Source organism: Coleofasciculus sp. G1-WW12-02 (assembly GCF_040219735.1).
Taxonomy (GTDB): Bacteria; Cyanobacteriota; Cyanobacteriia; order Cyanobacteriales; family Coleofasciculaceae; genus Coleofasciculus.
Map to the genome: position 1 here is coordinate 1 of NZ_JAVJRX010000155.1, position 22,233 is coordinate 22,233.

22 protein-coding genes are annotated in these 22,233 nt (G+C 43.8%); 11 read left to right on the forward strand and 11 right to left on the reverse strand.

From position 1 onward, the window contains the following. Positions 1-225: 225 nt before the first annotated feature. The 3 genes from RID09_RS24885 to RID09_RS24895 all read left to right on the forward strand — a co-directional run bounded on the left by RID09_RS24885 (position 226) and on the right by RID09_RS24895 (position 1,673). Positions 226-438 carry a Crp/Fnr family transcriptional regulator gene (locus RID09_RS24885; RefSeq protein ID WP_446338598.1) on the forward strand — a complete coding sequence of 71 codons (213 nt, stop codon included), beginning with the start codon at positions 226-228 and terminating at the stop codon, positions 436-438. 214 nt (positions 439-652) lie between these two features. Further along, positions 653-1,066 (forward strand): response regulator, encoded by a 414-nt coding sequence (locus RID09_RS24890; RefSeq protein WP_446338599.1) that lies wholly within the window; start codon positions 653-655, stop codon positions 1,064-1,066. A 76-nt stretch (positions 1,067-1,142) separates the two neighbouring features. Then, entirely contained in the window at positions 1,143-1,673 is a 531-nt protein-coding gene (locus RID09_RS24895) for a shikimate kinase (RefSeq protein ID WP_446338600.1), read from the forward strand. A 256-nt stretch (positions 1,674-1,929) separates the two neighbouring features. On the opposite strand, the gene RID09_RS24900 is transcribed toward RID09_RS24895, so the two are convergent. Further along, positions 1,930-2,949 (reverse strand): AI-2E family transporter, encoded by a 1,020-nt coding sequence (locus tag RID09_RS24900; RefSeq protein ID WP_446338601.1) that lies wholly within the window; start codon positions 2,947-2,949, stop codon positions 1,930-1,932. A 412-nt stretch (positions 2,950-3,361) separates the two neighbouring features. On the opposite strand from RID09_RS24900, the gene RID09_RS24905 reads away from it, so the two are divergent. After that, entirely contained in the window at positions 3,362-3,748 is a 387-nt protein-coding gene (locus RID09_RS24905) for a hypothetical protein (RefSeq protein WP_446338602.1), read from the forward strand. A 234-nt stretch (positions 3,749-3,982) separates the two neighbouring features. Continuing rightward, the gene (locus tag RID09_RS24910) at positions 3,983-4,597 is read left to right on the forward strand and encodes a hypothetical protein (RefSeq protein WP_446338603.1); all 615 of its coding nucleotides are present in this window, start codon (positions 3,983-3,985) and stop codon (positions 4,595-4,597) included. A gap of 303 nt (positions 4,598-4,900) precedes the next feature. On the opposite strand, the gene RID09_RS24915 is transcribed toward RID09_RS24910, so the two are convergent. After that, entirely contained in the window at positions 4,901-5,488 is a 588-nt protein-coding gene (locus RID09_RS24915; protein WP_446338604.1) for a hypothetical protein, read from the reverse strand. A 373-nt stretch (positions 5,489-5,861) separates the two neighbouring features. On the opposite strand from RID09_RS24915, the gene ilvA reads away from it, so the two are divergent. Continuing rightward, positions 5,862-7,373, forward strand: coding sequence for a threonine ammonia-lyase, biosynthetic (ilvA, locus tag RID09_RS24920; RefSeq protein WP_446338605.1), 1,512 nt, complete (start codon positions 5,862-5,864; stop codon positions 7,371-7,373). Positions 7,374-7,598: 225 nt separating this feature from the next. On the opposite strand, the gene RID09_RS24925 is transcribed toward ilvA, so the two are convergent. The 5 genes from RID09_RS24925 to RID09_RS24945 form a co-directional block, all read right to left on the reverse strand. Continuing rightward, the gene (locus tag RID09_RS24925) at positions 7,599-8,204 is read right to left on the reverse strand and encodes a Uma2 family endonuclease (protein WP_446338606.1); all 606 of its coding nucleotides are present in this window, start codon (positions 8,202-8,204) and stop codon (positions 7,599-7,601) included. Between the two features lie 260 nt (positions 8,205-8,464). Beyond that, a complete protein-coding gene (locus tag RID09_RS24930) occupies positions 8,465-9,118 on the reverse strand; it encodes a glutathione S-transferase family protein (RefSeq protein ID WP_446338607.1) in 654 nt (217 codons plus the stop codon). Between the two features lie 243 nt (positions 9,119-9,361). Beyond that, a complete protein-coding gene (locus tag RID09_RS24935) occupies positions 9,362-11,269 on the reverse strand; it encodes a P-loop NTPase fold protein (protein WP_446338608.1) in 1,908 nt (635 codons plus the stop codon). A gap of 90 nt (positions 11,270-11,359) precedes the next feature. Next, complete coding sequence (locus RID09_RS24940) at positions 11,360-11,518, reverse strand: hypothetical protein (protein ID WP_446338609.1); 159 nt, start codon at positions 11,516-11,518, stop codon at positions 11,360-11,362. Between the two features lie 129 nt (positions 11,519-11,647). After that, on the reverse strand, positions 11,648-12,391 hold the full coding sequence (locus RID09_RS24945; protein WP_446338610.1) for a glutathione S-transferase family protein: 744 nt from the start codon (positions 12,389-12,391) through the stop codon (positions 11,648-11,650). Positions 12,392-12,898: 507 nt separating this feature from the next. Here RID09_RS24945 and RID09_RS24950 point away from each other — a divergent pair. Continuing rightward, entirely contained in the window at positions 12,899-13,969 is a 1,071-nt protein-coding gene (locus RID09_RS24950) for a DUF3474 domain-containing protein (RefSeq protein ID WP_446338611.1), read from the forward strand. Between the two features lie 115 nt (positions 13,970-14,084). Here the strand turns inward: RID09_RS24950 and hisG are convergent, their stop codons facing one another. The 3 genes from hisG to RID09_RS24965 all read right to left on the reverse strand — a co-directional run bounded on the left by hisG (position 14,085) and on the right by RID09_RS24965 (position 18,146). Continuing rightward, positions 14,085-15,110: an ATP phosphoribosyltransferase gene (gene hisG, locus RID09_RS24955; protein ID WP_446338612.1), complete on the reverse strand. Its 1,026-nt coding sequence runs from the start codon at positions 15,108-15,110 to the stop codon at positions 14,085-14,087. Between the two features lie 63 nt (positions 15,111-15,173). Next, positions 15,174-16,745 (reverse strand): histidine--tRNA ligase, encoded by a 1,572-nt coding sequence (hisS, locus tag RID09_RS24960; protein ID WP_446338613.1) that lies wholly within the window; start codon positions 16,743-16,745, stop codon positions 15,174-15,176. Between the two features lie 195 nt (positions 16,746-16,940). Beyond that, positions 16,941-18,146, reverse strand: coding sequence for a histidine kinase (locus RID09_RS24965; protein ID WP_446338614.1), 1,206 nt, complete (start codon positions 18,144-18,146; stop codon positions 16,941-16,943). A gap of 230 nt (positions 18,147-18,376) precedes the next feature. Between RID09_RS24965 and RID09_RS24970 the strand changes: the two genes are divergently transcribed. Then, positions 18,377-19,966 carry a glycoside hydrolase family 57 protein gene (locus tag RID09_RS24970; protein ID WP_446338615.1) on the forward strand — a complete coding sequence of 530 codons (1,590 nt, stop codon included), beginning with the start codon at positions 18,377-18,379 and terminating at the stop codon, positions 19,964-19,966. 178 nt (positions 19,967-20,144) lie between these two features. Here the strand turns inward: RID09_RS24970 and RID09_RS24975 are convergent, their stop codons facing one another. Further along, positions 20,145-20,558: a Fur family transcriptional regulator gene (locus tag RID09_RS24975; RefSeq protein WP_446338616.1), complete on the reverse strand. Its 414-nt coding sequence runs from the start codon at positions 20,556-20,558 to the stop codon at positions 20,145-20,147. Between the two features lie 94 nt (positions 20,559-20,652). Here RID09_RS24975 and purS point away from each other — a divergent pair, with 94 nt between their 5' ends. From purS to RID09_RS24990, 3 genes are read left to right on the forward strand one after another with little or no spacing between them, the layout of a single operon-like run. Further along, positions 20,653-20,934 (forward strand): phosphoribosylformylglycinamidine synthase subunit PurS, encoded by a 282-nt coding sequence (gene purS, locus RID09_RS24980; protein ID WP_446338619.1) that lies wholly within the window; start codon positions 20,653-20,655, stop codon positions 20,932-20,934. Then, positions 20,931-21,644 (forward strand): phosphoribosylformylglycinamidine synthase subunit PurQ, encoded by a 714-nt coding sequence (purQ, locus tag RID09_RS24985; protein WP_446338617.1) that lies wholly within the window; start codon positions 20,931-20,933, stop codon positions 21,642-21,644. The genes purS and purQ overlap by 4 nt, the downstream gene beginning before the upstream one ends. A 59-nt stretch (positions 21,645-21,703) precedes the next feature. Next, positions 21,704-21,955 carry a hypothetical protein gene (locus RID09_RS24990; RefSeq protein WP_446338618.1) on the forward strand — a complete coding sequence of 84 codons (252 nt, stop codon included), beginning with the start codon at positions 21,704-21,706 and terminating at the stop codon, positions 21,953-21,955. The last annotated feature ends 278 nt before the right edge of the window (positions 21,956-22,233 follow it).

Below are 22,233 nucleotides of genomic sequence, written 5' to 3' on the forward strand. Positions count from 1 at the left end.
ACTGTTTAACTTTTCGGTTCTAGAGCAGCAAACTGGCTATCGCATCCGCTGGTAGGTCTTTAACACTTGCCGATAACGTAGTGCGCTTAGCACTTAGGCTGGTAAGCACAGCTTTAACTTATTTGGCTAAAGCTCCGTGTATGCGAGACCGGGGTTGCTTACCGGCTAGAACAAAGGCTGGCTCGTTGGTTACTCTCCACTCAGGATAGTATTTCTTCCTCTGAGTTGCCACTCACTCAAGACTTTCTGGGCAATATGCTGGGAACCCGTCGTGCTACGGTGACAGTCGCCGCGAGCAAGCTTCAGGAAACAGGTGCAATTCGCTATCACCGGGGGGTGATTACCATTATTGATCGGGAACTGTTGGAAACCATAGCCTGTGAATGTTACAGCGTCGTCAAACAGGAGTGCGATCGCTTGCTGTATCCAAAAATCTAGCGATCGGTGATTTGTCATTCGTCATTTGCTTCCCCTTCTCCCCCAGCTAAGAGACGTAGCATGCTACGTCTCTACAACCCCTGCAACCCCAGCTCTGTACGCTACCGTACCGACAAATACTCTCCATTGTGTAATGCTTAAATAGCAAAGGTAGAATTGAATCCATGCCAGCGTAGGCGATCGCTGTGGAATCAACAAAAGCTGGACGGCATTAATGAATCATTCTTTCAAAAACAAGCGGATTCTAGTTGTAGATTACAATACCGATTCCAGAGAATTACTCAGCGTTATTTTCGAGCAAGAACAAGCCCAGGTTCTGAGTGTTACTGGCGCGAGGGAAGCTTTAGAGGTATATGAGGACTTTCAACCGGATATTCTACTATGTGAGCTACTTCTGCCGGGAGAAGATGGCTATTGGCTGATCCGTCAAATCCGCAGCCTAGAGGCAAAACGAGGGCGTCAGAGTTCTGCGATCGCGGTGACGGTGGCGGCTACGGATCAAGATCGCCAACTCGCCCTAGCCGCAGGGTTTCATAGTCATATTGCTAAGCCGCTCAAGGTTGATGATTTATTAGCGATCGCTGCGATCGTTGAGGATAGTCAACGTTGTCCCCAATTGGCACAATAAGCCAAAACGCATTTAAATTCTATCGGGTAGAATATAACTCGTCTTAACCAGGAGATGAGAGAGAAACGCTTTGGTGATGAACAATTTATTAAAAGGCATCAATGTCTACCTGATTGGCATGATGGGTGTCGGTAAAACAACCGTAGGGCAACTACTGGCAAAAGAACTCGGCTACCGTTTTGTAGATACAGATGTCCTGATCGAGCAAGTAGCAGGTAAAACAATTAACCAAATTTTTACCGACAGTGGAGAGGAAGAATTTCGCCAGTTAGAAGCTAAAATCTTGTCAGAAGTATCTGCTTACACTCAATTAACTGTTGCCACAGGTGGCGGTATCGTGCTGCAACAGATGAATTGGAGTTATCTACACCAGGGTTTAATTGTCTGGTTAGATGCACCTGTAGACCTATTGATACAGCGTCTACAAGATGATACCACTCGCCCCTTATTGCAAACAACCGATCCAGCCGCAGCACTGCAAAGTTTACTTGATAAACGGCGTCATTTATATGCAGAAGCCGATCTCCACATCCCAATTAATGCCAGCGATACACCGGAAGTGATTACATCAAATATAATAGCAGCAATTCCTTCAGTCCTCAAATAAAATTAAATGAGTAGGTTGGGTCGAGAGACGAGACCCAACAAACAAAAACTCGATGTAAATCGGTTGGGTTGAACGAATTGAAACCCAACCCACAAAAGCTTTATAATATTCACAAATTGACAATGGATAATGACCTCTCCTTAAAAGAAGAGGATTGAAATTAAGGAAAATCTTTTTTAATTTCTTCGTAAACGAAGAGGTTTTAGACTCAATTAATCAATTATCAATTATCAATTATTAATTATCCATTGATAAACTATTTCCATTTATTCAAGATATCCTTGACTAAAACTTCTTTTAAGCAAACCTGAGCGACGACAACAATGGGAAGTGCCAGAAATAAGCCCAATATTCCGAAAAATATAGCAAAAGCCATCTGAGATAATAACGTAAAGGCTGGCAGCAAAGACACCTGTTTTTGCATAACCAGCGGTGTTAAAATATTACTTTCAATCTGCTGAATTATTATATATAAAACTACCACCGCTACAGCTTTCCAAGGCGTATCAAGTAAAGCCAATGCCACGGGGGGGATTACACTTAAAGTGGGACCCAAATTAGGGATAAATGTAAAGATACCCGCTAACAAACCATTCGCCAGTGGCAATTGCACCTGCAAAATCCATAATCCCAGCCCACTAAATATAGCAATTACCATCATGTTAAATAGGATACCGACTGCCCAGCCTCCCAGGGTATCTTCACATTCGTCGAGAATCTCCTGAACTCTGTGGCGATAAAACGCGGGAAAAAGGAGGATAAAAACTTGGCGGTAAGGTTCGGGATTGGCGAGTAACATAATGGTTACAACCCCAACTAACAACATGTTTAAGACTAGACCAATTGAACTGTAGAATAGATCAAAAAAGTTGCCAAATAATCTCGTTGCCCATGAACGTAGATCTTGGGTAAAGACTTTCAAGCCACCAATCTCTTCTAAAAGTCCATCGGGAACCACATTTCTCACCCAGTTTGCCCATTGAGGAATTTGTTGTAATCCAATCGGAACTAAATCAATTAATTGCTGAACTTGATCAACAAAGGGTGGTACAACCAGGACAAAGAAAACAGCCAGTAATCCGAGGCAAAACCCCACGGATATAATAACAGCGAAAGTGCGTTTGAGCCGAAAGCGCAGCAGAAATCGTACCAGGCGGTTCAGTGTAGTGGCAAACACTACGGCGGCAAAACCGAGCAAAATAACCGTTTTAATCTTCCACAGAATGTAAACCGAGATAATAAAAAAGAATAATCCCAGCAATGAACCTAGACGCACAAATTTGCCTCCACTCAAGGGTTAAGTTAACCGGATATCTTGCACCTTTGCCAGTAAGATCCGACACCCGCCAATAATTCTAGTTTTTAGCTTATAGCGCAAATCGGTTGAAACCGACTAGAATTTAAGTCGTCTTTAGATGACTTGAGCTTTTAGCCAGGGATTTGAATTCCTGACGGTAACTCTCCTGGGTATTTAACCAAAGATGCTAATAAATTATCCTAAATAGGGTAGAAGCGCTATGTTGCTTTTTTTACCCAGAAAGAGAGATGTTTACCTCTAAGAGTTGTGATAGCACCCCGATGTTGGTGGTATAAATGCCAGAATTGCTAAAACTCTAACTTTCCATAGACGATAAACTTGCCTCGGTATGCTTTGCTAAGGTATGACTGTTTATCAATAATAATGCTTTATGACATCCACTTCACTAACAGAACCAGCAATTGCTACTTTGGTACTGACAAACGCTGTCGAAAAAACAGGTGAACAAATCCAAGGACAGTTGCTTGAACAACGTCACCAATTATGGCATCTACTTCAAGATAGATTTCCCACAACGGCAACTGAGATAGAACTCACTGAGCAACAGCCATTAAATGGCAATCAAGCGGCTCGCATCGCCAAACATCTAGAAGAAGTCGCCAAAACAGACTCAGAGGTTGCTAAAAGCGTTCAAGCTATAGCGGATACCGTACAGTCTCAACCAAAGAGCCTGGATAAATTCACGAAGATAGCCCAAGAAATTAAGATGGAAGTGCAGGGCGCGATCGCGAATAAAACCAACTTAGATTTATCCTAATACTTTTAATCCTTAATTTCTGGTTAGTCCGCGTTAGCGTTAGCGAAGTTTGACGATTAGTCTAGCTTGGCATAGGCTAGGCGGATATAAACTTACTACGCATTCAAATCCTCCTCTTCCCTATTACTTCGCTTCTTGTTCCATGGAGAAGCCAGAGGATGCGAGAGCTTTTTTTGCACGGGGAAACATCTGCGATTCCCCAGGTTACACCTGTTGAATGGGGACAAATTAATTATGAACAGACTACTTAATAATCAATTAATAGTTGCCTTAGCGGGAGCATCAATCTCTTTTCTGGCTGGAGTCGAGCCAGGGATTGCCCAACCGGAACAATATTGTGATGATCCGGGTTCAATTCCAGCAGCAGAGACAACGAGAAACTTAGAACTAGATAAGTTTGGCGTAGAACTCACCATCCCCTCTAACTTCAGAGCAATGTTGCTGAATAACGGCAATGTCAAAATTGTCGATCCAGGCACTTATGAATTGTTATCTTGTATAGCCAAAGGTAGAAAAGCACTGGGACGTGGATATGCTCAAACCTTAGTTCGCACCGTTGAGAATCCACGCAATCTAGAATTACGTCAACTTGTGGAACAAAAGAGTAGAGAAAATGAAAAAATATCTCCCTATAGTTTTGATGGAAAGCAGGGCTATCTAGTAGAACAGCGGAGTCGAGATAATGTTGCGATTCCAGATGCTCATGCTGAGTTGTGGGTGGATACAAACGATGTTCCCGGAGCCGTTGTCATTTCTAAAAGCTGTGATTGTTCAGGAATGAGTGAAAGCCTAGTTTCATTACTGGAGCGCTCAAGTTTACTCAATAGCAGCCAAGCCTCAACTCCATAGCGCGATCGCGAATTTGAGATAGCTCCTCGTTCTTTCATAAAATTTTCCCATTCTTCCTTATATCCATCCAGTGACAAATGAGGACAGAGGATTACATTTTCTACTTTATTGTTTTCCAGATCGCAAGCTTGGGTCATCACCACAACGTCAGCCCTAATTACTTCAACGGCTGACTTCAGTGTTTCAACTTCTTTGCCAGTTTCTAGTTTAAGAGGTTGAGAAGCCCAACGAACTACAGGACAATCAAGAATAATGTCACCCTGAGTTAGTTTTGTGTTGGCATCAACTGCCTCATACCAAGGGTCATTCGTCATCATCTTCGAGGCGATAACTATCGATTACCACATGGGGCTTCCAAGCTGGTAATTCATCGACTTTAACGTCAATCTCTTTTGAGCAGAGAACTTTAGTGCTGCGTGATAGAGGAAAAATACCTCTCCAGATTGGCTCTTCTTCACCTAGATCAAGATCCTGAACTTTAGACTTTGCTCGTGGAATGCTTGTTGCTAAATAGTGTTTTGGGTAAGCTAACAATTTACCACATCTTACTCTCGTTGAAGTTTGAACGAAATCAATATTGTGTCCAGAAGTAGGTTGTGCTAATGTGTGTACAACTATATCATCACCATCAAAATCCTCTGGTTGTTCTTCAATGGTTCTAAGTTGGTATGGATAAGGCGTTAAAGACCTACCTGCCAACCTTTGAAAACGTTGAGGAAGATAGTAGCTTTTAGCAGCCGTGGTAGTACTAATGGGCTTAACCCAAGTCGGCGCTATCGAAGGCACAGAACTAACTACTGCAATGGGACGACCCGGAATTTTTTTTCCTTCTTGGTTGATGAGAGTTGTGGAAACTGAAAAGGCAAACTCTCGGCAGTGGTGGAATGTCACTCAGTTCCACTATAGGCTCAATATCTTGTTGATTAAAAACTTCTATTCTAGGAGTAATGGGAGCGAAATCGTTACAAAAGGGGTATTCGGTCTGAAATCTTAGCCACAATAGTCCAATATGAGGAGAGAGGAATTCCTCAATTGACTTAAACAACACACTGCAAACCACTTCAGTGACGGGTGGTTCCTCATAAGAAGGTAGTTTTCTACTGTTTTCTCCAACTATCACATCGACTGCTCCAAGTTTTTCAGCACGCTGCCATATAACTTTATACCCTAATATCCAGACTAACTCAGTATCACCTCCCAAACCATTGCCCCCCAATTAAAGTAAAATTTTCGTTACATCCTGCATCTGCCACCCTGTTTACCCATGCTTTGTGACTACCTGGTACAAATCCTCACCGCCCGCGTCTACGATGTTGCCCAAGAAACCCCGCTAGAATACGCCCCCAACCTATCCGCCCGCCTAAATAACAAACTCCTGCTGAAGCGGGAGGATATGCAATCTGTCTTTTCCTTTAAACTGCGGGGGGCTTATAACAAAATGGTACAACTCCCCCCCGATATGCTGGCACAGGGCGTCATTGCCGCATCTGCCGGAAACCATGCCCAAGGTGTCGCCCTAGCTGCCCGTCAGCTAGGAACCCAAGCGATTATCGTCATGCCCATAACCACACCCCAAGTCAAAATCAATGCAGTTAAAGCCCGTGGGGGAGAGGTGGTTTTGCAGGGAGAAACCTACGATGAAGCTTATGCCTTTGCCCGTCAACTGGAAGCCGAAAAAGGTTTAACCTTTATTCATCCCTTTGATGATCCCGATGTGATTGCCGGACAAGGTACGATTGGCATGGAAATTCTCAGGCAATATCAGCAACCTATCCATGCTATTTTTGTCGCCATTGGCGGAGGTGGATTAATTTCTGGGATTGGGGCGTATGTGAAACGGTTGTATCCCCAAATTAAGATAATTGGCGTTGAACCTGTGGATGCGGATGCCATGTATCAATCCCTGAAAGCTGGGAAACGGGTGCGATTACCACAGGTGGGTTTATTTGCCGATGGGGTGGCGGTGCGGGAAGTGGGAGAGGAAACCTTTCGCCTGTGTCAACAATATGTGGATGAGATTATTCTGGTGGATACTGATGCTACCTGTGCCGCTATTAAAGACGTATTCGAGGATACACGTTCTATTTTAGAACCCGCTGGAGCATTAGCGATCGCAGCCGCGAAAACCTACGTTGAACGAGAGCAAATTCAGGGGCAAACCTTAGTTGCTGTCGCTTGCGGTGCTAATATGAACTTTGACCGTCTTCGCTTTGTTGCAGAACGGGCAGAATTTGGCGAACGTCGCGAAGCTATCTTTGCAGTGACAATTCCGGAACAACCGGGTAGTCTGCGTAAGTTTTGTGAATGCTTAGGTAAACGGAATTTAACCGAGTTCAATTATCGCATTTCTGCTGAAAACGAGGCACATATTTTTGTCGGTGTCCAAATTGCTAACCGTAGTGACGCCGCCAAGATGATAGAAGCATTTGAAGGTTGTGGATTCAAAACCTTAGATTTAACCGATGATGAACTGACGAAAATGCACCTACGACACATGGTAGGTGGACATTCTCCCTTAGCGGATAATGAATTACTTTACCGCTTCGAGTTTCCTGAACGTCCGGGTGCTTTAATGAAGTTTGTCGGTTCCATGAGTCCTAACTGGAATATTAGCTTATTTCACTATCGTAATAATGGGGCAGATTATGGACGCATTGTTGTAGGAATGCAGGTTCCGCCGCACGAGATGGAGGAATGGCAAGCATTTCTGGATACTTTGGGTTATCGCTATTGGGATGAAAACCAGAATCCGGCGTATAAACTGTTTTTGGGATAGTAGTAGGGGCACGACATGTCGTGCCCCTACAAATGGTAATTTCACCATAAACAGGGAGAGCTTTCACAAATTGACAATGGATAATGAACAATGGATAATGACCTCTCCTTAAAAGAAGAAGATTGAAATTAAGGAAAATCTTTTTTAATTTATTCGTAAACGAAGAGGTCTTAGACCCAATTAATCAATTGTCAATTATCAATTATTAATTATCCATTGATAAAATTAATTGGGCATAACATCGTTGAGTTTGAGTTGTAAGTTGGGTAAGAGGTAAGATGTAATTGTATCTCCCAAGCGATATTTTTGCTGCTGATACGTCCCCCTAATAAGTTGGCATACCGTAAAAGTGGGTTGTGTTGGGTTGCCAATGAATTGCCAACCGCCTAAGCCGCGAAAGTCTACAATCCAGAATTCGGGAATGCCTAGAACCGCATACTCTTCTACTTTTCTAGCATAGTCATCTTGCCAGTTGGTGCCAACAACTTCGGCAACGAGTTTGATTGTTTTGCCATTACAAATAATTGGCTCTTTTTGCCAAAGCGGTTCGTTGCTGAGTTCGGCTTTGTCTAAAACAATGACATCAGGGCGTAGTGCTGTCGCTTCAGCAGCGAGTGGTTTAATTAAACAACTTTTGGGAATTAACCAGTTTAACTGATTACCAATAATTTCTGCATAGATTCTACCCGCAATAGTCCCAGCAACTTCTTCATGAGAACCTGTTGGTTCCATGTCTCGTAGTTCTCCATCAATAAGTTCATACCTGGGATTATCTCCATATTCTGCTATAAATTGATCGAACGTTAGAAGTTTAGATGGAGTATAAGTCATAGCGTTTTTCGGGAAAGGCAGTTTTATTGTTTATTCTAGCTTGGAGAACTGGAAGCCTCATCTCTATAATTGTCTCATATCCAATCCACCTTTTCACATCTTGCACCAGTAGCAACAATTAGCCAGGGATTCAAATCCCTGGCTCAAAGCGAAAGTCAGCTAAAGCTGACTGGATAAGAGTTTTAGTCCATTTTAATGGACTTTAGCTTTTAGCCCGGAGTTTGAACTCCGGGCTCCGGGCGGATGTCTAGATCTCTGGATTATCGCTGCTCTAAAATTGCTCGCATATTCGGGAGAGCGGCTGCAATCATTTCAGGTTTTACAGATGTCTGTTGCCAACTTTCTCGCTGCTCAAGTTGCTGGAACCATGGCTTTATGGATGGATAAGTGTCTAGAGATAAACCTAATTGAGGTAAGGAGGGGATAAGTGTTCCAGCCACGATATCCGCTAAGGTGATTTGATTGTTCACAAAGTAAATATGTCCCGCCAAAAGATTTTCATAAAATTGAATAATAGTCGTTATGCGTTGCAGAGCATTGTCAACTTTATCAGGATTGACTTTGAGTCCAACTAAGAGTTTAGTTAAAGGAATCATCAGCGGCTGAAGTTCATTAACGGCTATCATTTCTACCATGCGAACCGTTGCGATCGCGTCAATTTCATTAGGCATTAATGATGGCGTTGGATACTTTGCCTCTAAATAGTCCAAAATGGCTAACGATTCAACAATCCGAAATCCGTTATCGATGATTACAGGTATTCGCTGAAGCGGGTTAATGGCGGTAAAATCCTCACTCAGGTGATCTCCATCTAGATTCACCAGAATTGGCTCAAAGGGAATTTGTTTTTCCAGTAATGTCACCCAAACTCGGCGAGCATTAACAGAGATTGGATTGTAGTAGAACTTTAGCATTAGATTATAAGTAATTATTGGGATTTTCGACAATCATAACCTAGAAGTATGGCTCTAATTCTAATAACCTCACTCGCTTTTCAGTCGGATAGGGTTTGGCGCGATCGCACGAGCATGAAGGAATAGCAAGCGCTCCTGAATAGTCTGAGTTATGGCTATAGAATTGTGTTGGTTGTGAATCATGAGATGTTGGGTTTCCTGCGTCAACCCAACCTACAGTGATGGGTTAACGCACTGATTAATTTATGCTGGTGGATGTTTTGCCTCAAGCTTTTCAATCGCTTTATCAAAGTAATTTTCAACCAGCAAGTTTAAACGATATCCGCTAACCTTGCCTTTCCTATCATCAGCTTCTTTGAGCAACAAAGCCTTAACAGATTTAAGCCAATCCAATTCTTCAAGCAGTTTCTCGTTAACCTCATCTAATTCATATCGTCCGGTTAGGGCATAACCACGCAATCGTTGGTGTTCAGGGTTCATAGACACAATTTTTTCCACGAAAACGGCTGGCTCTATGTGTTGTAATATAGGAATTTCACTGTATATCCCCGACACATCTTGATTCTTCAAACTCCTTGGGCAAATCATTTCATAGAACTTCCATATATCGCTTTGCATAATAGCCAGTAAATCTTGAGCATCATTAGGCAGACTCTTAAGCATTTCCGACTCGTAAGCTTCTTTAATGTAGCCTACAAAATCTTGAAACTCTGGAAGAGAACTTCCAGAAAAGGCTAGTCCAAGGTAGACGCTAAAAGGATCTAAAGCCCAAGCAATATCTTGACGAAGCTTTTCTGGTTGAGTCTCTTTTAGAAACTGATCAATATAACATTTTGAATTATCTAGAATTTCTGCCTTTGTTCTACTATATAAACCAATGTCAGATAAGTTTAAGAAAATTCCGGTTATATACTTAATTTCCCTAATATCACTAAATCGTCTGTCACAATATTCTGATTCAACCTCTTTGAGTAAACCAGAAAAATTATCATCATTTAAATATTCAAAATGCCACAATCTAATCCAATTAGGTGTATTTTCATCCTGAAAATATTTACTACTTGACAGTGATTGCTCTAGTTCCTCCGTATCTATGATGCCTTTATCAAAAAAGGTTTGCCACCATGCTTTACTGGGGAATGGCTCATGTAAATTTAGGGTTGGATACCTTCTCAACATTTTTTGAAGTAAAGTTGGCTGTTCAATATTCTCTTCCGGGACTGAATTGGTATCTTGACGCGGCATTCGCTTCATTCCCTGATTTCTCAGTGCAGATCCATATTCTTTTTCTAATTTATTAATTTCTTTTGGCTGCATCCTTCCACTTTTAATTTCAATGGAAAAAACTGAAAGTATTGTCAAAATATCTTTAAGAAGCTCCGGTTTCTTTTGTGCCTTTTCCGGTAAATTATCAAAAATTCGCTCAAAGTCTAAAACAACTTGCTTGAGAATTCTGAGATTCTCAAATTCTGCTTCTTCGTATAACTTTTGTAGTAATTGATTATTGTCAGATAAGGACTGTCTGACATGTAGATTGTTCGCTACAGTAATAAAATTTTCTAAGGCTCCCTCAAAATCAAGAGATACACCAAAAGTTTTGCCGATTAACTTTTCCTTGATATCTTTATAGCTACTCTCTTTGAGTAATTCATCCTCATTAGCAATGATAACTACCTTTAGATCTTGATGTTCTACAAAGTAGTTGATGTATCCTAATATGCTGCCAAGCTCTATTTTGCAACGTTCTAAATCATCGAATATTAAAATACTTTTATCAGCATCTTTAAGATAATCAGGAAGATTTTCTTGTGTTTCGAGTTTAATTTTTTCTATATCAAATTTTGTTGTGCTTTTTATTGCTTCTTTAAAAATCTTTCCTGTTATTGCCATTCCCTTGAACGCTAGTACAGGATGTAATTGCTGAAAGAAAGCATCTTCTATCTCAGAAAAGGTAGTCATTCCGTAAAGACTAACATACAAGCATTTCTGCTTATGTGCTTTTAGCTTTTCGTAGTACTTTTTGATAAACCATGTTTTCCCCGCTCCCCATTGCCCTTTGAGTAAAACAGCAAACCCAGGTGCGTGGGATAAACTACAATAATAATCTAAGTAGGCTGCGATATGGCTATTAGGATTGTTTTCAGCGGTCATAGTTCTTGTTCCTTATATCAAATAGTGTTTCCTGATTGAGTCTCGCGTACTTGCTGGAAGCGATCCAAAATCTCTGCGATAAAGGGTTCGCTATCCAGGGGTTTTGTCTACTATTTTACGACGGATATTCAAAAAGTAGGGGGATTTAATGGAAATAGAGTTAGGCGCGATCGCACGAGCATGAAGGAATAGCAAGCGCTCCTGAATAGTCTGGGTTATAGCTATAGAATTGTGTTGGTTGTGAATCATGAGATGTTGGGTTTCCTTCGTCAACCCAACCTACAGCGATGGGTTAGCGCACATTTAAATCAAGCTTTTCAATCTCTTGATTCAAATGAGGTTCAACCCGCAATTTTAAACGATATTCGCTAGGCTTTCCTATTGCGTAATTAACTCCTTCTCTCTATCACTAAAAAACTGATGAGTCATTCGCTCGTAGTGCTGGCAGAGATTCGACTGTTGGAGAACATAGTCAACAATTGGGCTTTTATAAGGTGGTTTAATGAAAGCACCAATGTAAGCATAAGCCGTTGCATCTAACGTTGTCGGTTGCTCTCCCATAAAAAATGGTTTATCCGCCAGAAAATCTGAGATGGCTTGGAAATCAGCACAGATAATCTGGATGATTTCCTCATTGCTATGACGAGCCATACCATGACCATACATTTGAGAGCAAACGCTTTCACGTATCCCTTCGACAAACGGTTCCCATTCTGCTTTTGACACCTCAGTTCCGAGTAACATTGCTAACACCTCGCGATAGCCTCGCCAGTTTTCTTCCATGTTGAAGCGAATGTGGATACCCCCCCAGAAAAGGTTTTCTTTGATCATCCGACGGAAAGCAAGGGAGATGGCTCGCTCTGTACGGGTCAAGCTAGCATCGAGATCGATTCCTTCTGCTTGCTTGAGCATCTCGATGATTAAGGTTGAATCACCGAATAGCTTTCCTTGATAGTTAATGAATGGAATTTTACCCTTTGGGGCTATGGCAAAGTTTTGTGCTGTCACAATCACTGCTTGGTAAGGAAGCTTTGCCATACGCAGCCAAGTTTCCAGCTTCATACAAGGTGGGCTAATGCTTGGCAATCCCCAGAACGATTGTGCGGTGTATAAGGTAATCATTGATATCAAAAAAGATTTGACTGAAATGGCTAGAACAAACGTCCTATCAGTTTTTTTCACAGTGGGAAGCCCGGTCTGCTTCACCAGATGAAGATGAACGCGATCGCACTTTTATCTATTGTAGGTCGGGTTGAAGTTACTTAACCCAATACACCTGTTATAGTGTTAGAGCTACGTCTGATTGACTACTGAATGCATATTTATAAGGTTGTGTCAACTACGTTTTACGGTTACTGACACTATAGGTTATCTCTATGGGGATCAAAACCCGAATCCAACATAAACGCTGTTTTGGAGATCATCAGATGAGCGGCTCCCGCGATCGCGCCATTACTGGCTCACTATCCTCTGAATCAGCTAATTTCAGATTTATTTGACAAAATAAGTTCATAAAAGGTTACAATAAATATCGTTTCATTCAAGCCTACATTTCCCCGGTTCACCTGGCATATTCTGTATGACAGGTAGTTGACTTAATGTAGGTTTTTAAATTAAATTGGAAGTTTCGTGCAATCAAACACAGTTCCCAAGCAGGCAACAATTACAGCCTCATCCACTCCTAAAGAAGAGTTACCCTTTACTCTCCAAGACTTGAAAGCGGCAATTCCCGCCTACTGTTTTGAACCCTCTGTTTGGAAGTCTCTAAGTTACTTTTTTCTAGACATTGGCATCATCGCTGGATTTTATGCCATCGCCTATAAACTGGATTCCTGGTTCTTTTTCCCCATCTTCTGGTTACTCCAAGGAACCATGTTTTGGGCATTGTTTGTAGTGGGTCATGACTGCGGTCATGGCTCTTTCTCTAAGATTAAATGGCTGAATAACCTGATTGGACATCTGTCTCACACTCCCATCCTGGTGCCCTTCCACGGGTGGCGCATCAGTCACAGAACCCATCATGCTAATACTGGTAGCCTGGAAACAGATGAAAGCTGGTATCCGGTATCTCAGAGTAAGTATGAGCGGATGCCATGGTATGAAAAGCTATTCCGCTTTAATTTACCATTGCTAGCTTATCCCCTCTATCTATTTAAGCGATCGTCTGATCGCAAGGGTTCCCACTTTTTGCCCAGCAGTCCGTTATTCCGTCCCTCAGAAAAATGGGATATTATCACCAGTTCTACCCTCTGGATATTAATGGTTGCCTTTTTAGGTGGACTGACTTTTCAGTTCGGTTGGCTATTTCTGGTGAAGTATTACCTGGTTCCTTATATCGTGTTTGTAATGTGGCTAGATTTGGTCACATTCCTGCATCATACCGAACCAGATCTTCCCTGGTATCGAGGAAAGGATTGGTACTTCCTTAAAGGAGCATTATCAACGATTGATCGGGATTACGGCTTTATCAATCCCATTCATCATAATATCGGGACTCATGTGGCGCATCATATTTTCTTGAATATGCCCCACTATCACTTGAAAACGGCAACCGAGGCAATTAAGCCGATGTTAGGCGATTATTATCGCTGCTCAAACGAGCCAATTTGGAAGAGCTTTATTCGTTCTTACTGGGCTTGTCATTTCGTTAAGGATCAAGGCTCTCCAGTTTATTACGAATCCCCCAAACATCCGCGCTAAAACTAACGTTTAAAACGCGGATTTATTACCTTTGACTAGCAAACTGTAGAGACGTTGCCTGCAACGTCTCTACAATGTGGAAAGCAAAATCAGTTTTATCGGATATCCGTGCTTCTTAGGCTTCATTTAACCGTTCCAAGAATACCTGATAGTTCTGAGACTGAGAACCAAATACATAGTCGGGTGAAGTAATCGTCATATCACTCCCACCCGTTTTTCTTAGATGATTAACAGCCGCCAGTAACATGTTTTGCTCAACGACAATCGTTACAGCATACCAATCCTTTTCTTCCTTGGAATAAACTTTGGCAATAGTCGGTCCTCGTAACCCAGTTAAACCGCTCAATTCACTATGATTGACCAAATAATCTCCAATTTCATCGGCTGACTTGCCCCGAACATTAGCCGTGATGGAGACATATTTTTTCGCATTCAAATTTGCCTCAATTAATTCCAAGATCGTTTTAGTCGTATCAAGTTTCGTGGGGTCCTCTTGGAGGAGGCGTTTATTGCCAATGAGACAAGCTTGGGACTTTAAAAGCGTGCCACCAGTAAGGCGCTTCAATCGGTTTTCTCGCAGGGTAGTTCCGGTACTGGTGACATCGGCAATCATGTCCGCATAACCCATGCTGGGTGCCGCTTCCATGGCTCCTTGCACGGAGACAAGGGAAAAGTTGATAATCAGTTTTTCATAGAACCAATCTCTGGTCAGATTGGGATATTTCGTGGCAATTCTCAGGGTTTTACCTTTTTCTTTAAATAGAAGCGTGAGTTCGGCTAAATCTTCAATCGAGGATACATCCACCCAACTTTCAGGAACAGCTAATACCAGTTCGCATTTACCGTAACCCAAACGGTCATGAATAACCACGACATTATCATGACCCACGCCTTCTTCACAGACTACATCATAGCCAGTAATTCCTAGGTCAACGCTACCTTCTTCAACTTTGGTAAAAATATCAGCAGCCCGTTGGAAAAGTACATTAATTTGGGGGAGTGAGGGAATCGAGCCAAAATATTGGCGATCGCTCGGTCTAAAAACACTCATTCCACATGCTGCAAGCAGGCTGGTTGTAGAGCGTTCCAAGGCTCCTTTACTGGGGAGAGCGAGCCGAACTGGGGATTGGTGATTGGTCATTGGTCAGGGAACAGTGAACAGTGAACAGTGAACAGTGAACAGGGAACAGTGAATTCTATTGTCTTATGTCTTATGTTTTAATTCATCATGGATATGCTTGGCGGCGTCGCTTACCGTTAACTGCTGCTGTTCTCCAGAGTCCATCTGTTTAAGTACAACTTTAGATGCTTGTCGTTCTTCTGAACCTACGAGAATGGTGTAAGGAATGCCTTGTTTGTCGGCATACTGAAAGTTACTGGAAACACTTTTACCTCTAAGCTCCATGGCTACTGCCAATCCAGTATGTCGCAATTTTTGGGCAACGCTAATGGCATAACCCGCATCATCTTGACTGACAGGAACAACCAAAACATCCACCTGTCGCTGCACTTGCCAAACTTTGCCCTCGGCTTCTAGGGCTAATCTCAGCCGTTCCATCCCGTAGGAAAAGCCGGTGGCTGGGGTATCTTGGCGTCCGGCAAAGGTTGCCACCAAATCATCATATCGACCGCCGCCGCAGAGTTGTCGCTCCTGCTTACCGACGCCATGATAGATTTCAAAAATCATGCCTGTATAGTATTGCAATCCTCGGCTGAGTCCTAAGTCTAAACTAATTTGACTGGAGTCTAGGTTATAGAATTCCAATGTTTTAATAATCTCACGGAGTTGTTCAAGTCCAGCATCATCAATACCATGGGAACAGAGGAGAGTTTGGGCTTCTTTTAACACTTCAGTCGGTTCTCCTACCAGTTGTCCCAGTTGACTCATAAACTCTAGCGCCTTACTTACCCTCTCCGTTTGATCTTGGCGTTTTATTTTGGTCAGTAGGCGATCAACGATTTCGTGGGCGTCGCGATTGCCAGCCAGTTCAATGTTCATGCTGTCTAGGAGATCCAGAATCGCGGTTTGGGCGTCGGATTCTTCCATTCTCTGAAAGAGTTGACTCAAGCGTTGGGTGTGAGCAGTGTCAGGGTTCGTCTGTTCTGGGTTGAGTTGGGGGTTGGAGGTATAGAGGGCAAATGCTGGATATATATCACACAAGCGCTGTTCGACGGCTGATTTGCCTTCCTTGCGTAAAATTTCCATATTGGCAAGCAGGAAGCTACGCAGGCGACTTTCGATCTGAAGGTTATCCAGAAACCTAGATATTACACCAATATGACCCAGGACAACTCGATACCCGCTTAATCCTAGGCGATTTAACCCTTGAGATGCGATCGCGATAATTTCGGCATCCGCCATCGCTCCAGTCGCGCCAATCAATTCAATCCCCATCTGGTTAAACTGGCGGTAGCGTTCTTTCTGGGGGCGTTCGTAGCGGAAGGCGGAACCCGCATAGTAGAGGCGGATGGGGTGGGGGACGCCTTGCAGGTTGTCTACATAAGCGCGGACAACAGAGGCGGTAAATTCCGGGCGCAAGCAAAGGCGGCGGTTGCGGTAGATGAAGTCATAGAGACGGGGGGCGATTTCTTCTCCGGATTTCCTTAAATACAGTTCTGTATATTCAATCAGTGGCACGTCAATCGGACGATAGCCAAAGGATTGGAAGCATTGGCGCAGGTTATCTTCAAGCTGTTTGGTGATGGCGTAATCGTCGGGCAATACATCGTTGACGCCGCGTACTCGTTCAATTTTGGTCGTTCGCATTTTGGTCATTTGTCATTTGTCATTCGTCATTTGCCATTCGTTGATTAGGAAATCTCTTCCCCATGTCCAAGACTGGATTAAGCAACTACCAGACTAAGTATATTGGGAATCTCCGTCCCTCCGATTAAGAGCTATTCCTCCCCACCCTCCTGAGCCTGCGAAGGATCTGCTGAGGGTGGGGAGGAATAGCGAACCTGTTGAGGTTTATCGATAAATCGGCAGGGTAAAGTGAAAACAACCACCACCTTTAGGGGGGGAATCGACCCAGATGCGACCGTAATGGGCGCGGATTATGCGTTGACACAAGGATAAACCAATCCCGTACCCGTCTTTGGCTTGATCGCGTTTGAGTCGGAAATGATTTTCAAAGATGCGATCGCAATTTTCTGCTGGGATACCTGGACCGGTATCACAGACTGAGACTTGAACCTTCTGGGTAGTGCGGTGCAGCATAGAAACCTGAATTTTACCCCCTTTTGGGGTGTATTTGTTGGCATTGTCTAGCAGATTAACAAGGACTTGACGCACCAACTCACTATCAGCATGGACAGGGGGTAAATCTTGGGGAATGTCCGTTTCCACAATTTGGCATTTGAGTTGGAACGACTCCTGCATTTGGTTGAGAATCTCTTGACACAGGGGTCCTAAAGCCAGTTGGCGTGGTTTAACATAAAAATCGGCGTTGCTGCCTTTAGCGGCTTGCAGGATTTCCGTAATCATGCGATCGATGATACGGAGTTGGATGCGTGCTTGTTCAAATAAGCGGGCTTTCAGGGTAGGGGTTAATTCAGCACCAAGAGATTGAATGGGGTTGTTTTGACCTAATTCCAGAGTCTCCAAGGCAATGGATGCGGCGGTTAAAGGATTGCGGAGGTCATGGGCTAACATGGATAGAATTTGGTCTTTGAAATAGATATTCTCCCGCAGAGCGGCATTTTCTTGGTTGAGGCGAAAAATTTCGTCAGTGAGTTGAATCACTTCGATGGATGATTCTATGGAAGGTTTGGCGGATGAGCCATTCTCACTGGAGATACTCGCGTTAGTGGATGAGGTAACCTCCTCTTTTAACTCAGTTTGGTAGTCTTCGATACAGCGTTGCCAGCGTGACCAACAGTTCTTCAACTGTCCCACTAAATTCGTCCCCGCCAGGGTTTGTCGCGGTTGGGGATGAATCTTCAGCAGAGCTGGAGTGGCGATTATTTTGAAATGTTCGGCTAAATAGGGCTGTTCTCCCACATCCACAATCATCAGTTCAAAGGGATACTCCTGTTTCAGGGACTCCAGATAGTTCCGGATGCGATGGATAGGTTTCCGGGAACTGGGACGCTCATCGACAAACAGCAGAAGCTGTAGTGTGGCTTCCGCATCCGGAGAGTTTTCATGAGCGACCTTGCAATTTGGTGTTAGCACTCTTAACGGGGCTTGCTTTAGGAGAACGTTGGCATTGACTGCCTAGGGGCTGGGGGGTCTTTGCTTCCTTATAATTTAATCTCTATTTTAGATTTTCCGCAAAACTAAACGGTTTGTGATATTTATCTATCCATTTGCTGTCCTTTTCGTCCTAAAATCTTAAAAGACTGTCAACCTCCCAGGATATCCTAAACTTTTCATTATCTAGCAATTCACGACTTCTATTCACTATGGCTATCGGCTACGTTGCGCTCGTCCTTCATGCCCATCTACCTTTTGTGCGGCATCCAGAAAGTGACTACGTTCTGGAAGAAGAATGGCTATTTGAAGCCATCACCGAAACTTACGTCCCCCTCTTGCACGTCTTTGAAGGATTAAAGCGGGATGGGGTGGACTTTAAAATCACCATGAGCATGACGCCTCCTTTGGTGTCAATGCTCCAAGACCCTTTGTTGCAAGAGCGCTACGACAAACATCTAGCCCTACTCGAAGAATTAGTTCAAAAGGAAGTCGAGCATAACGAACACAATGGTCATATCCGCTACCTCGCTGAACATTACGTTAACGAGTTCAGCCTGATTCGCCAAACCTGGAATCACTATGGCGGTAACCTAGTAACGGCATTTAAACAATTTCTCGACAGCAATAACCTAGAAATCATCACTTGCGGCGCCACCCACGGCTATTTTCCGCTGATGAAAATGTATCCCCAAGCGGTTTGGGCGCAAATTCAGGTGGCTTGTGAGCATTATGAGCAAACCTTTGGGCGTCCCCCGAAAGGAATATGGTTACCTGAATGCGCGTATTACGAAGGGGTGGAACGATTACTCGCCGATGCAGGCTTGCGCTATTTTCTCACCGATGGTCACGGGATCTTGTATGCCCGTCCCCGTCCCCGATTTGGCACTTATGCTCCGATTTATACGGAGACAGGGGTAGCCGCATTTGGTCGGGATCACGAGTCCTCCCAGCAGGTGTGGTCTTCGGAAGTGGGGTATCCGGGTTCACCCGAATATCGGGAATTTTACAAGGATTTAGGCTGGGAAGCTGAATACGAGTACATTAAGCCCTATATTATGCCCAATGGGCAGCGCAAAAATACGGGAATTAAATATCACCGGATTACAGGTCGCGGATTAGGATTAGGGGATAAAGCGTTGTATGACCCCTATTGGGCGCGAGAAAAAGCGGCTGAAAATGCGTCTAACTTTATGTTTAACCGGGAACAGCAGGTGGGTCATCTGGCGGGAATAATGCAGCGTCCGCCGATTATTGTTTCCCCCTATGATGCGGAACTCTTTGGTCATTGGTGGTACGAGGGACCTTGGTTTATCGATTATCTGTTCCGCAAGTCTTGGTATGACCAGGGTACTTACGACATGACCCACTTGGCTGATTATTTGCAGGATAATCCCTCTCAGCAAGTTTGTAAGCCCTCTCAGTCAAGCTGGGGGTATAAGGGATTCCATGAATATTGGCTCAATGAAACCAATGCTTGGATTTATCCTCACCTGCACAAAGCAGCAGAACGGATGATTGAGTTAGGGCGTCGCGAACCCGCTGATGAACTGGAATGGAAAGCCCTCAACCAAGCGGCGCGAGAGGTACTCCTGGCGCAGTCATCGGACTGGGCGTTTATTATGCGGACGGGAACCATGGTACCCTATGCTGTGCGGCGGACGCGATCGCACTTGATGCGGTTTAATAAGCTCTACGAGGATATCAAGATTGGTAAAATCGACAGCGGCTGGTTGGAAAAAGTCGAGGAAATCGACAACATTTTCCCCAAAATTAACTATCGGGTTTATCGTTCGTTGTAAAGATTGAGGACAAGGAGACGAAGTGAGGGGGGAGTTGTAAGTGAATTCAAAACTCTCTCCCTGGATCAGGGCGGGTTGAGTCACATCTGTTGTGAAGTCAAAAAAGATAGTCGTGAAAAGGGCCCCTACACCCAACTCAACACTTCCCCCGCCCCTCTGCATCCCCTGGGCACTCGGATTAACGATGACCCAGATTCGGGTTTGGCTCCGCTTCAGCGATCTGACAACGCTCACAGAGTCCGAAAAACTCCAGAGTATGGTAGTAAATTTGAAATTGGTGGTTATCTTGTAACTGGGTCTCTAAATTGTGGACAGGACATTCCTCAATGGGAATCGATTGCCCGCAGTTGAGACAGGTGAGATGGTGTTGATCCTGCAATAAACTGTAGAGGGATTCGCCAGTGGCTAGAGTCCGCATTTGTACCACTCCTTCGAGTTTCAATGCATCGAGAGAGCGGTAAACTGTGGCTAGACCCATCCCTTGCTCCCGATTGCGTAACTCGATATAAATATCTTGGGCAGAGACAGCACGATTTAAGGTTTTGAGCAAATTTAAAATTCGCTCTTGAGAACGGGTGCGTTGGGCTTTCATAGATTTACGGGTTAATCGAGGGAAAATGACGTGGACTATTAAGAATTAGTCGTTCAAACTTAAAGAAGGTAATCTGAACAATTGGGGGATGCTCGTGAATCGTCAGTATCAGGCTCGAATTTATGTTACACTGCGACCTTCTGTATTAGATCCGGCTGGTGTGGCAGTTGAGTCCGGGATTGGGCAACTTGGCATCGCAAATGTTAAACAGGTACGCATCGGCAAGTATATTGAGTTAATGCTGACGGCGGCTAATGAAAATCAAGCTAAGGAGCAACTTGATCGCATCTGTGATCAACTCTTGGCGAATCCGGTGATTGAAAATTATCGATTTGATTTGGATGAAGTACAGGTACAGGTAGGGGCATCAACATGAAATTTGGAATTGTAGTTTTTCCTGGCTCAAACTGCGATCGCGATGTTGCTTATGTAACCCAGGATTTGCTAAACTGTCCTACCCGGATGGTTTGGCATGAAGAAACGGATATTTCTGACTTAGATGTCGTTGTGTTACCCGGTGGCTTTAGTTATGGCGACTATCTACGTTGCGGTGCGATCGCTCAGTTTTCGCCAATTATGCCCCATGTTATTACCCACGCTAACCAGGGGAAGTTTGTTCTGGGTATCTGCAACGGCTTTCAAGTCTTAACCGAAACGGGGTTATTGCCCGGAGCATTAGTCCGGAATCGAGATCTCCATTTTATTTGCGATCGCGTCCCCCTGAAAATAGAACGCACGGATCTGCCCTGGACTTGCGCCTATTCCACAGGTGAAATTATCACACTGCCCGTTGCTCACGGCGAAGGACGTTACTATGCCGACACAGACACCCTGAAAGCCCTTGAAGATGGGAATCAGATTGTATTTCGTTACGCCAGTTCCCTGGGTGAAATCGACGAAACCAGCAACCCTAACGGTTCCGTGAACAACATTGCCGGAATTTGCGATCGCACGGGTAAAATATTGGGGATGATGCCTCATCCAGAACGCGCATCTGACCCCTTGTTAGGCAGTACTGATGGCATCAAATTATTCCAAGGATTATTAGCTCTGTTGAGTGAACAGCAGCGACTTCAACCCGTCTAGTCAACTTTCTTTATGCTCTGTTAAACCGTAAATTTAATTCAACACTCCTAAGAAAGCCAGTGAACTCAGACAATGCCAACACCGGCTTGCCAATAAAACCAATCCGCTACCGAGATTGGTTAATTAGCACGAAGATGATTGACAGACGGTTATGGTTACGTTGGCAACACCCTCATGAAAATTTTGCTCGCTATAGCTATCCAGTCACGGAGCGAGGCTTGACAGATTCCCTTCGTTATGCTAGGCATCTCATAGATTTAATTATCGAGCTAGAAGAGGCAGAATCAAAAGCCGCTTCATCACGAGAATAAATACACTTGCGTAGATGCAGGGGAGCAGGGAAGTTGGCGACAGAAGGGGCACGACATGTCGTGCCCCTTCTGAATAGAAGGTAAGCACACAAGAGGCAATTATTCTCCATAAATCGTCACCAGAATTTTACGGCGACGGGGTTAACTAACAGTCCGTAAATATCTAGACAATTAGTGACATAACTAGACATTTTCTATGATATAGTCAGGCAATGTCTAGTTTAACCCCCCAAGAAAGAAGCAGCTACTCGACTTTGTGTGACGGTCTTGCACTTTGC

Coding starts and splice junctions, on each gene's coding strand:
- RID09_RS24930 (WP_446338607.1), bottom strand. CDS start 9,118: ATGCTAAAGTTCTACTACAATCCAATCTCTGTTAATGCTCGCCGAGTT.
- purQ (WP_446338617.1), top strand. CDS start 20,931: ATGAAATTTGGAATTGTAGTTTTTCCTGGCTCAAACTGCGATCGCGAT.
- RID09_RS24905 (WP_446338602.1), top strand. CDS start 3,362: ATGACATCCACTTCACTAACAGAACCAGCAATTGCTACTTTGGTACTG.
- hisS (WP_446338613.1), bottom strand. CDS start 16,745: ATGACCAAAATGCGAACGACCAAAATTGAACGAGTACGCGGCGTCAAC.
- ilvA (WP_446338605.1), top strand. CDS start 5,862: ATGCTTTGTGACTACCTGGTACAAATCCTCACCGCCCGCGTCTACGAT.
- RID09_RS24945 (WP_446338610.1), bottom strand. CDS start 12,391: ATGATTACCTTATACACCGCACAATCGTTCTGGGGATTGCCAAGCATT.
- RID09_RS24970 (WP_446338615.1), top strand. CDS start 18,377: ATGGCTATCGGCTACGTTGCGCTCGTCCTTCATGCCCATCTACCTTTT.
- RID09_RS24910 (WP_446338603.1), top strand. CDS start 3,983: ATGAACAGACTACTTAATAATCAATTAATAGTTGCCTTAGCGGGAGCA.
- RID09_RS24940 (WP_446338609.1), bottom strand. CDS start 11,518: ATGATTCACAACCAACACAATTCTATAGCTATAACCCAGACTATTCAG.
- RID09_RS24890 (WP_446338599.1), top strand. CDS start 653: ATGAATCATTCTTTCAAAAACAAGCGGATTCTAGTTGTAGATTACAAT.
- RID09_RS24895 (WP_446338600.1), top strand. CDS start 1,143: ATGAACAATTTATTAAAAGGCATCAATGTCTACCTGATTGGCATGATG.
- RID09_RS24935 (WP_446338608.1), bottom strand. CDS start 11,269: ATGACCGCTGAAAACAATCCTAATAGCCATATCGCAGCCTACTTAGAT.
- hisG (WP_446338612.1), bottom strand. CDS start 15,110: ATGACCAATCACCAATCCCCAGTTCGGCTCGCTCTCCCCAGTAAAGGA.
- RID09_RS24975 (WP_446338616.1), bottom strand. CDS start 20,558: ATGAAAGCCCAACGCACCCGTTCTCAAGAGCGAATTTTAAATTTGCTC.
- RID09_RS24925 (WP_446338606.1), bottom strand. CDS start 8,204: ATGACTTATACTCCATCTAAACTTCTAACGTTCGATCAATTTATAGCA.